The sequence below is a fragment of the Nonomuraea sp. NPDC049625 genome (genome assembly GCF_040675285.1).
GTDB classification, from domain to species: Bacteria; Actinomycetota; Actinomycetes; order Streptosporangiales; family Streptosporangiaceae; genus Nonomuraea; species Nonomuraea angiospora_A.
On sequence record NZ_JBFAOQ010000005.1, the window covers coordinates 451,125 to 460,448 of the forward strand.

At 71.4% G+C, this 9,324-nt stretch carries 11 protein-coding genes; 4 read left to right on the plus strand and 7 right to left on the minus strand.

All coding sequences use genetic code 11. The annotated features are described in order from the left end of the window. Positions 1 to 9: 9 nt before the first annotated feature. The 4 genes from AB0J87_RS24600 to AB0J87_RS24615 all read right to left on the minus strand — a co-directional run bounded on the left by AB0J87_RS24600 (position 10) and on the right by AB0J87_RS24615 (position 3,738). Positions 10 to 774, minus strand: a complete 765-nt coding sequence (locus AB0J87_RS24600; protein ID WP_363968633.1) for a TSUP family transporter — start codon at positions 772 to 774, stop codon at positions 10 to 12. Between the two features lie 78 nt (positions 775 to 852). Then, entirely contained in the window at positions 853 to 1,800 is a 948-nt protein-coding gene (locus tag AB0J87_RS24605) for a VWA domain-containing protein (protein WP_350734295.1), read from the minus strand. Next, entirely contained in the window at positions 1,797 to 2,729 is a 933-nt protein-coding gene (locus AB0J87_RS24610) for a DUF58 domain-containing protein (protein ID WP_350734294.1), read from the minus strand. Before AB0J87_RS24610 ends, AB0J87_RS24605 begins: the two co-directional genes overlap by 4 nt. Positions 2,730 to 2,736: 7 nt before the next feature. Beyond that, positions 2,737 to 3,738, minus strand: a complete 1,002-nt coding sequence (locus AB0J87_RS24615; RefSeq protein WP_355198869.1) for an AAA family ATPase — start codon at positions 3,736 to 3,738, stop codon at positions 2,737 to 2,739. Between the two features lie 55 nt (positions 3,739 to 3,793). Between AB0J87_RS24615 and AB0J87_RS24620 the strand changes: the two genes are divergently transcribed. Then, the gene (locus AB0J87_RS24620) at positions 3,794 to 4,570 is read left to right on the plus strand and encodes a hypothetical protein (protein WP_363968636.1); all 777 of its coding nucleotides are present in this window, start codon (positions 3,794 to 3,796) and stop codon (positions 4,568 to 4,570) included. A 39-nt stretch (positions 4,571 to 4,609) separates the two neighbouring features. Then, entirely contained in the window at positions 4,610 to 5,473 is an 864-nt protein-coding gene (locus AB0J87_RS24625) for a DUF2268 domain-containing putative Zn-dependent protease (RefSeq protein ID WP_363968638.1), read from the plus strand. A 53-nt stretch (positions 5,474 to 5,526) separates the two neighbouring features. Here AB0J87_RS24625 and AB0J87_RS24630 read toward each other — a convergent pair whose 3' ends face one another. Continuing rightward, positions 5,527 to 6,171, minus strand: a complete 645-nt coding sequence (locus AB0J87_RS24630) for a response regulator transcription factor (RefSeq protein ID WP_363968640.1) — start codon at positions 6,169 to 6,171, stop codon at positions 5,527 to 5,529. Then, positions 6,168 to 7,388: a histidine kinase gene (locus AB0J87_RS24635; protein WP_363968642.1), complete on the minus strand. Its 1,221-nt coding sequence runs from the start codon at positions 7,386 to 7,388 to the stop codon at positions 6,168 to 6,170. Before AB0J87_RS24635 ends, AB0J87_RS24630 begins: the two co-directional genes overlap by 4 nt. A gap of 145 nt (positions 7,389 to 7,533) precedes the next feature. Between AB0J87_RS24635 and AB0J87_RS24640 the strand changes: the two genes are divergently transcribed. After that, positions 7,534 to 8,097 (plus strand): ATP-dependent Clp protease proteolytic subunit, encoded by a 564-nt coding sequence (locus tag AB0J87_RS24640; RefSeq protein ID WP_192783338.1) that lies wholly within the window; start codon positions 7,534 to 7,536, stop codon positions 8,095 to 8,097. Position 8,098: 1 nt separating this feature from the next. Further along, positions 8,099 to 8,716 carry an ATP-dependent Clp protease proteolytic subunit gene (locus AB0J87_RS24645; RefSeq protein ID WP_363968644.1) on the plus strand — a complete coding sequence of 206 codons (618 nt, stop codon included), beginning with the start codon at positions 8,099 to 8,101 and terminating at the stop codon, positions 8,714 to 8,716. A 199-nt stretch (positions 8,717 to 8,915) separates the two neighbouring features. On the opposite strand, the gene AB0J87_RS24650 is transcribed toward AB0J87_RS24645, so the two are convergent. Continuing rightward, complete coding sequence (locus tag AB0J87_RS24650; protein ID WP_363968646.1) at positions 8,916 to 9,296, minus strand: DUF2255 family protein; 381 nt, start codon at positions 9,294 to 9,296, stop codon at positions 8,916 to 8,918. Positions 9,297 to 9,324 lie beyond the last annotated feature (28 nt).

Consider the following 9,324-nt stretch of genomic DNA (forward strand, 5'->3'; position numbering starts at 1 on the left):
GGCGCGCCGTCAGCCGCCGAACTGCTGCCACGCCAGCCTGGCCACCAGGGCCACCACGACGCACAGCAGCACGATCCGCACGAAGCCGGTGCCCCGCTTGAGCGCCATCCGCGCGCCGAGCTGGGCGCCGGCCACGTTGCACACGGCCATGCCCAGCCCGAGCCCCCAGTTCAGGTGTCCCTGGAGCCCGAAGACCATCAGCGCTCCGAGGTTCGTCCCCACGTTGATGATCTTGGCGGACGCGGAGGCCGAGACGAAGTCCAGGCCGAGGATGGTGGTGAAGGCGATGATGAGGAACGTTCCCGTGCCCGGCCCCATGATGCCGTCGTAGAAGGCGATCCCGACCCCGGCCACCGCCACCGCGGCCAGCACCCGGCCGCGGGTCCGCAGGTGCGGCACCGGCACGGCCCCGAGCGCGGGCCGCAGCGTCACGAACGCGGCCACCCCGAGCAGGACCACCATGACGACGGGCCGCAGCACCTCGGCCGAGATCGCCGCCGCCGCCGACGCCCCGAGCCCGGCGCTCAGCACGGCCAGCCCGGCGCCGGGGAGCGCCACCTGCCGGTCGATCTTGGTGGAGCGGGCGTACGCGACGGCCGCCGAGGTGGTGCCGAAGATCGACGACAGCTTGTTGGTGGCCATCGCCTCGACCGTGGGCAGCCCCGTCATCAAGATCGCGGGGAGCTGCACCAGCCCGCCCCCGCCCACGACGGCGTCGACCCACCCCGCCCCTGCCGCCGCGACCAGCAACACCAGGACCTGCTCCAGCGGCACGCCACTCCCCCGATTTCCCCCAAGAAACCCCAAGAGTGTACAAGTCACACAGCAAGCGGCCTTGAGGGAGGGGTGACGTCAGGGGATCCGGGAGCCGAACAGCACCGCCGCGCCCGCCACCAGCAGCCCGGCCAGGATCGCGGCCACGATGAACCACTGGGTGATCTCCTGGTTGACCAGCTTGTAGCCGAGCGAGGTGCCGATCTGCTCGTAGACCTCGCGCAGCTCGCTGCCGGACTCGGCGGTGTAGGCCCGCCCGCTGGTCCCGTCGGACAACGACTGCAGGGTCTGCTTGTTGACCGGCACGTTCACCGGGCGGCCGTCGATGTTGACGGTGCCCTCCTGGGTGCCGTACGCGATCGTGGAGACCGGCACGCGGGCCTGCTGGGCGGCGTCGATGGCCTCGTTCACGGACCTGCCCGAGGTGTTGTCGCCGTCGGACAGCAGCACGATCGCGGCCGGCGGCGGGTCGGTGGCGGCCTGCTGGTCGAACGAGCGCAGCGAGTCGAGCGAGTTGAAGACGGCCTCGCCGATCGCGGTGCCCGGGCGGGTGGTGAGGGTGCCGATGGAGGTGACCACGGCCTGGTGGTCGGTGGTGGGCGAGATGACGACGTTGGCGGAGCGGGCGAAGGACACCACGCCGACGTTGAAGCGGTCCGGCAGCTCCCTGACGAACGCCTGGGCCGCGGCCTTGGCGGCGTTGATCCGGTCGGGCTGGACGTCGTCGGCGTCCATGGACAGCGACACGTCCAGCGCGATCATGATGGTGGCGCGGTCGCGCGGCACGCGTACCTGGTCGGCGGGCTTGGCGGCGCCGACGACCAGGAGCGCCATCATGAGGAGGAACAGCGCGGGGCCGACGTGGCGGCGCCAGCCGGGGCCGGCGGGGGCGACGAGATCGAGCAGAGCCAGGTTCGTGAAGCGCACGGTGTAGCGGCGCCGGGCGAACATCGACACGATGTACCCGGCCACCAGCAGCCCCACCAGCAGGAACAGCCAAAGCCAGCCGGGGGCCAAGAAAGTCACGTAGGTCTCCTGTGGGCGAGATGGCTCATGCGGCGCTGGCGGAGGACGAACTGCGCGATATCGAACACCCAGTCCCGGTCGGTACGCAGCACGAGGTGCGCGATGCCGGCGCGGCGCAGCGCCACGCGCGTGCCCTCGCGCTGCAGGGCGGCCGCCTCCGCGTACGCTTGCCGAACCTTGGGCGAAAGATGCACTTCGCGTACCTTCCCGCTCTCGGGGTCGGTGAACGCGACCCGCCCCACGTCGGGCAGCTCCAGCTCGCGCGGGTCGATCACCTCGACCGCCAGCACCTGGTGACGGGCGGCCAGCCGCCTGATGGGGCGCTCCCAGGGGCGTTCGGCGTCGGGGTCGAGGCTGGGGCGGGCGTCGAGGAAGTCGGAGACGATCAGCCGCACGCCGCGCCGCCTGCGGCTGGCCGACAGCACCTCGATGCCCTCGGCCAGATCGGGGGCGTCGGGCACGATCCGGCCGCGCGGGGCGTCCATGAGCGAGTGCAGCAGCCCGTAGAGGGCCGGGCGGCCGGTGCGGGCGGGCATGCGGTGCACGTACTCGTCGTGCAGCACCAGCGCGCCGAACCTGTCGCCCAGCCTGCTCGACAGGAACCCGATCGCGCCGACCGCCGCGACCACCAGGTCGCGTTTGTCGGTGTCGGCGGTGCCGAAGTCCATGCTGGGCGACAGGTCGGCCAGCGCCCAGGTCTCCAGCTCGCGGTCGGCGATCAGGTCGCGTACGTGCGGGACGGTCGTGCGCGCGGTGACCGCCCAGTCCATGCGGCGCACGTCGTCCTCGCCGGGCACGTACACGCGGCTGTCGCCGGCCTCGCTGCCCGGCCCCGGCAGCAGCCCCTGGTGGGCGCCGTGCAGCAGCCCGTCCAGCCGCCGGGTGACCGTCAGCTCCAGCCGCCTGAGCGCCTGTTCGGCCGTGTTCACAGGCCGCTCACCGGTTCTGGTTCCAGACGACGAGGGGCGGGGGCACGGCCTGCAGGATCTGTTTGACGACCTGCTCCGGGTCGACGCCGTCGGCCAGGGCGTCGAAGGTGAGCATGAGCCGGTGCGACATCACGTCCACCGCCACGTCGCGTACGTCGTCGGGCAGCATGTAGTCGCGGCCGCGCAGCAGGGCCAGCGCCCGCCCGGCCGAGACCAGGCCCAGCGTGGCGCGGGGGCTGACGCCGATCTCGATGGTGTCGATGAGGTCGGGCAGGCCGTAGTCGGCCGGGCTGCGGGTGGACATGACCAGCCGCACCACGTAGTCGGCGACGAGCTGGTGCACCGAGACCTGCTCGGCCGCCTCCTGCAGGGCCAGCAGCTTGTCGGGGTCGAGCACCCGCTCGGGGACCGGCGGCTTGACGCTCATCCGGTGGAGGATCTCCAGCTCCTCGTGCGCGCTGGGGTGCGGCACCCGTACCCGGAACAGGAACCGGTCGCGCTGCACCTCCGGCAGCGGATAGACGCCCTCGGACTCGATCGGGTTCTGGGTGGCGAGCACGATGAACGGCCTGGGCAGCGGGTGGGTGACGCCGGCGAGGGTGACCTGCCGCTCGGCCATCACCTCCAGCAGCGCGGACTGGACCTTGGCCGGGGCGCGGTTGATCTCGTCGGCCAGCAGGAAGTTGACGAACACGGGGCCGAGCTCGACATCGAACTTCTCGTTGGAGGGGTGGAAGACCCGGGTGCCGATGATGTCGCTCGGCACGAGGTCGGGGGTGAACTGGATCCGGGCGAACGTGCCGCCCACGACAGTGGCCAGGGTGGAGGCGGCGAGGGTCTTGGCGACGCCTGGGACTCCTTCGAGCAGGCAGTGCCCGCGGGCCAGCAGGGCCACGATGAGTCTTTCGACCATGTGGTCCTGGCCGACGATGACACGCCGGACCTCGTCGAGACTTTGACGCAGCAGTGCCGCGTCGTTTCCGCCTGGCAACTCTTCGGCGACGCTCATGACGCCATTCCACCAAACGCGCCGCAAACGTGCACGACGCCACGTCTGTGCTTTCATGGCAAACGTGGCAAGTCCCCTGCAGTACGGCGATCCACCCCGGCTGGGACCTTACGTGGTCCAGGCCCGCCTGCACACTGCCCCGGCCGGCTTCGTGTACCTCGGCCAGGCACCCGACGGGCGCGCGGTGTCCGTCGCCGTGCTCACCCGAGGGGCCGCGCTCGACGCCGCCGCCCGTGACCGGTTCGTGACCGCGATCAGGGAGGCCAGGGGCGAACGGTCCGGATTCCGCGGCTGGCTCGGACGTTCCGGGCGGTCGCGGAGCGCGGTGCTGGACGACACGCCCGACGTGCTCGCCTTCGACGGCGGGCACGCGCCCTGGGTGGCGGTCCCGTACGTGCCCGGCCGGCCCGGGGCCGAGCGTTTCCTCGATCCCGTCATGGTGGGCGGGACGTTCATCGGCGAGGCGCACGGGCCCGACTTCGTGCCGTACTGGCTGACCGACCGCGCGCCGGCGCTGCCCGGCCCGACGCGGCAGCGCAGGCCGCTCACCGAGACCCGCAAGCGGGTCCTGATGGCCGCGCTGGCGCTGGTGTTGCTGCTGATGCTGGTGACGGCGATCCTGCTGCTGCTGTTGCTGGGCCGGCGCGACAGCGAGCCGCAGCCCCGGCAGCTGCCGCCGACGGTGTTCGTGCCGACGCCGCCGCCGACGCCGGCCAGCCCCGAGCCGCGGCCATCGCCGTCGACGTCGCCCTCCCCGTCGGAGAGCGGGCAGGTCACGCCCGGTCAGACACCGGGCGACGAGCTGGGTGAGGAGTCCCCGCTGTTCCATTAGTTTGAGCCTGACGTAACAGGAGGCTTTAGCTTCCGCGGCATGGAATTCATCGTTCACGACACCCTCACGCCGATGGCCGCCCTGCTGCGCGAGCCGCTCGAACGGCGGCCCGGCGCGCTGCGGGACATCCTGGAGCCGACGCGCTCGGAGATCCCGATGCCCGGCGACATCGTCGACATCCACCACCAGGGCGGCGGCTTCCGGGTCGACGCCGACGATCCGCGCTACCTGCCCGCCGTCCAGCGCATGATCGACGCCGACGTGCTCGGGCAGGTGCGGCGGGAGCTGGAGCGCGCCTCCGACCGGCTGCGTGACGCCAAGCAGCGGGAGTCGGTGCAGGTCATGCTCATGTTGGGCAATCCGGATAACGAGCATTTGATGAAGGTGGGCGGCGGCTACTACGGCATGGGCGGCTCGCCCGGCTGGCTCTACCTGCTGGCCTGGCCGTCGGACGAGGTGATCGGCCGGATCGGGCACCTGGCGGTGCACGAGTTCCACCACAACGTCCGCTACACCAACGTCGAGTGGAACCCGGTGACCGTGACCGTGGGCGAGCACGTGGTGGCCGAAGGGCTGGCCGAGGCGTTCGTACGGGAGCTGTCGGGGGCCGAGGCCATGGGGCCGTGGTCGTCGATGGTGAGCGGGGAGGCGTACGAGCGGGCGTACGAGCTGATCATGGCGGACTTCTCGCTGGCCGGGATGCAGCACACGTCGAAGTACGTGGTGGGGGACAGCGTGGCGCGCATGTTCGGGCAGGAACCGCGCGGCATCGCCGACATGGCGGGGTACGCGGTGGGACTGCACCTGGTCGACCGGGCCCTGGCCGCCACCGGCCTCACGGCCACGGAGGCGACCGTGCTGCCCGCGGCCGAGCTCCTGCGCCGCGCCGCCATCCACCCCTGACCTCCTCGCCCGCCCCCGAAGGACCCCACGGGGCCCCTCGGGGGGACGCCGTCTCAGCTCGGCGAGACGAAGCCCGACTCGTACGCGGCGATCACGGCCTGGGTCCGGTCCCGGGCACCCAGCTTGGCCAGCACGTTCCCCACGTGCGTCTTGACCGTCTCCTGGCTGACGACCAGCTCGGCGGCGATCTCGTTGTTGGACAGCCCCTTGGTCATCAGCCGCAGCACATCGCCCTCACGGCCGGTCAGCCGGTCGATCCCGGCCACCCGTCCCGGGCCCTGGGACCGGCGTCCGGCCAGCGCCCGGATCGCGGCCGGGAACAGCAGCGACTCCCCCGCCGCGACCAGCTTGACCGCCTTGATCAGATCGTCCGGCCTGGTGCGCTTGAGCAGGAACCCGCTGGCCCCGGCCCGCAGCGCGTCGTAGACATGGTCGTCGTTCTCGAACGTGGTCACCACCAGCACCTTCGGCGGCGCGTCCAGGGCCAGCAGGCGCTCGGTGGCCTGGATGCCGTCGAGCGCGGGCATCCGGACGTCCATGAGGACGACGTCGGGCCGCTCACGGCGAACCAGGGGCAGGACGGCGGCGCCGTCCGCGGCCTCGCCGACCACGGTCAGGTCCGGCTCGGCGTCGATGATGATCCGCAGTCCGGCGCGGATGAGGTCCTCGTCGTCGGCGATCACGACTCTGAGCGTCATGGGCTCGACCGTAGCGGCAGACGCACCGTGACGCTCCATCCGGCCTCCGTGGGGCCCGCGTCCAGCTCGCCGCGCAGCAGCCGGACACGCTCGCGCATCCCCGTCACGCCCCTGCCTCCGGGACCGCCGCCGGTCCCCCGTCCCGGGTTGGTGACCTCGAGCCTCAGGTCGTCGTCCTGTACGGCGGCGGCCAGGCGTACGGGGCCGTGGCCGTGCTTGATGGCGTTGGTGAGCGCCTCCTGGAGGATGCGGTACGCCTCCCGGGAGACCACGGCGGGCACGGCGGACAGGTCACCCACCTCCTGCCGCACCTGAGCGCCCGAGGCGGCGACGAGCTCGTCGAGGTCGGCCAGCGTGGCCTGCGGCGCCCTGCCCCGCCCCGGATCGCCATCACTGCGAGAGCCGCCGGCCCGGTCGTCGTCGCGGAGCACTCCCAGGACGTGGTCGAGGTCCTCCAGGGCGGTGCGGGCCGACTGCTCGATCGCGGCCAGGGCCTTTCTGGCGATCTCCGGGTCACGGTCGAGGACCCGGCCCGCGGCGGCGGCCTGCAGGGTGACGACGCTCAGCGCGTGTCCGACCGAGTCGTGCAGCTCGCGGGCGAGACGGTTGCGTTCGGCGAGCGTACGGGCGTGCTCTTCGGCGGCGGCCAGGCGTTCGGCCGGGGTGGGGCCGAGCAGGACGGGAGCCAGCCTGGCCAGCAGCTCGCCCGCGCCCGCCACCGTCGCCACCAGCGCCCCCAGCAGCGCCAGCCCGCCCAGCGGCCACAGCCCCGCGGGCCATCCCGGCTCCACGACGACGCCGATGACCGGGGTCGCCCGCCCGGCGAACGGCAGCGCGAGCGTGACCAGCGTGAACGGCACGATGGCCAGCGTGGAGCCGCTGAGCAGCCCGCCGATCGCCAGGTGCAGGGTGAACCAGGCGGCGGTCCTGCGTCGCTCCTGCCAGGTGCGGCCCGCCTGCCTGGGCGGGGTCTCGACGTGCGCCCCGAGCAGCCCCTGCGCCGCGTTCACCTCCAGGGCCCGGATCGGCAGGAACAGCCCGGTGACGGCCACCACCGGCAGCACCGCCACGAACACGCCGATCTGGATGGGCAGCAGCAGGTTGGCGTTCTGGCCCTGCCACTGGGCCGCGATCAGGACGCCGGTCATCATGTACGGCATCAGCAGCGCGCCGCCCAGGATGAGGCACGCCCATCGGCGGGGCAGGTTCCTTCTCACATCCGCGATTGTATGTCGATGGATATTCGCTCTCGGTGGAATGCGCCCTTAGAGAAATGCGCCCCCAGCGAAATAATTCCAGAATTCACACCTGCCGGGTCTAGCGTTTTTCTCGGAAATACCCAGCACAGAAAGGCGACCGGTCATGACGGAGACCCAGCGTGCGGCCTGGCCAGACCAGCTCAGCCAGCGCCTGCTGAAAGAGCGGATCGTCGTCCTCGGCCAGGAGGTCGACGACGAGATTTGCAACCGGCTCTGCGGGGAGCTCCTATTGCTGGCGGCCGAAGACCCACACCGCGACATAACGCTTTACATCAATTCGCCGGGCGGGTCCGTGACCGCCGGGATGGCACTCTACGACATGATGCAGTTCATTCCGTGTGATGTGGCGACGGTGGCGATGGGGTTCGCCGCCTCCATGGGGCAGGTGCTGCTGACGGCGGGCGCCAAGGGCAAGCGCTACGCCCTGCCCAACTCCCGCGTCGTCATGCACCAGCCGCTCGGCGGCATCGGCGGCTCGGCCAGCGACATCCAGATCCAGGCCGACAACATGCTCTACACCAAGCGCCGGATGGCCGAGATCATCGCCCACCACACGGGCCAGCCGCTGGAGCGCATCCAGGCCGACTCCGACCGCGACCGCTGGTTCACCGCCCAGGAGGCGCTGGACTACGGCATCGTCGACCACATCGCAGAAGGGATGAACTGATATGAGCGGCCGCTATGTGCTGCCCTCGTTCACGGAGCGCACGTCGTACGGCATGAGGGAGATGAACCCGTACAACAAGCTCTTCGAGGACCGGATCGTCTTCATCGGCGCCCCCATCGACGACACCGTGGCCAACGACGTGATGGCGCAGCTGCTCACGCTCGAATCGCTCGATCCGGACCAGGACGTGAGCCTCTACATCAACTCCCCCGGCGGCTCGTTCACCGCCATGATGGCCATTTACGACACCATGCAGTACATGCGGCCGGAGATCCACACCGTCTGCATCGGCGAGGCGTCCTCGGCCGCGGCGGTCCTGCTGGCGGCGGGCTCGCCCGGTAAACGCGCCGCCCTGCCGCACGCCCGCGTCCTGCTGCACGAGCCCCACACGGAGGGCGGTCGCGGGCAGGGCAGCGACCTGGAGATCCACGCCAGGGAGATCCTGCGCATGCGCGACCAGCAGGAGGAGATCCTTTCCCGGCACACGGGGCGGGGGATCCTGGAGATCAGGAAGGACATCGAGCGGGATCGGATCTTCACGGCGGAGCAGGCGCGCACGTACAGGCTGGTGGACGACATCTACGCCTCCAGAAAGCGCACCCTGACCCCCACCCGCTGACCGCCACCCCTCCCCCGGCCCGGCCACAGGCGCACAACCAACCAAGGCTGGAGCCGGGGGCAGGGGTCCGGGCCGGAGGTAGGGCCCGAGACCGGGAGCGGGGTGATGGTGGGCGGCGGGGTCGCCTCCGAGGGCCCGGCGTCCAAACACCCCACACCTCCGGCCGGCGCGCCGTGAGGCGGGTGCCCCACGGCGGCGGTCATGGTCGCGGCAGGAGCTTCAGGGTCGTGGCTCGGGCCTGGGCGGCGACCATGGGGACGACGTAGGTGCTGCCGTAACGGCGGTACTTGGTGCGGTACGCCGCATCGATCCGGTCGTTGACGCCGGGATCGTTCTCCTCGGCCAGGGCGACGTCCTTGTCGATGCCGCCGGCGGTGATGTGGGCGTGGTGGCCGGCCCGGGCGGTCCGGTACCAGGCCCCGTCGCTGCCTCGGTAGGAGCGGATGTAAAGATCGTCACCGTCACGGACGACCCAGATGGGCACCGGTGTGCGCGGCGTGCCGTCGTCGCGGACGGGCGCGATCCGCAGCTCCTCCGCGGTGCCGATACGGGCGAGCTCGTCGCTGGTCCATGAAGTCATGGCGGATGTCCTTTCCTGTGGTGCCGGC

What these genes read in the sequence shown, in the direction of transcription:
- AB0J87_RS24615 (WP_355198869.1), bottom strand. Translation starts at nt 3,738, where the DNA reads ATGAGCGTCGCCGAAGAGTTGCCAGGCGGAAACGACGCGGCACTGCTG.
- AB0J87_RS24620 (WP_363968636.1), top strand. Translation starts at nt 3,794, where the DNA reads ATGGCAAACGTGGCAAGTCCCCTGCAGTACGGCGATCCACCCCGGCTG.
- AB0J87_RS24625 (WP_363968638.1), top strand. Translation starts at nt 4,610, where the DNA reads ATGGAATTCATCGTTCACGACACCCTCACGCCGATGGCCGCCCTGCTG.
- AB0J87_RS24630 (WP_363968640.1), bottom strand. Translation starts at nt 6,171, where the DNA reads ATGACGCTCAGAGTCGTGATCGCCGACGACGAGGACCTCATCCGCGCC.
- AB0J87_RS24640 (WP_192783338.1), top strand. Translation starts at nt 7,534, where the DNA reads ATGACGGAGACCCAGCGTGCGGCCTGGCCAGACCAGCTCAGCCAGCGC.
- AB0J87_RS24645 (WP_363968644.1), top strand. Translation starts at nt 8,099, where the DNA reads ATGAGCGGCCGCTATGTGCTGCCCTCGTTCACGGAGCGCACGTCGTAC.
- AB0J87_RS24650 (WP_363968646.1), bottom strand. Translation starts at nt 9,296, where the DNA reads ATGACTTCATGGACCAGCGACGAGCTCGCCCGTATCGGCACCGCGGAG.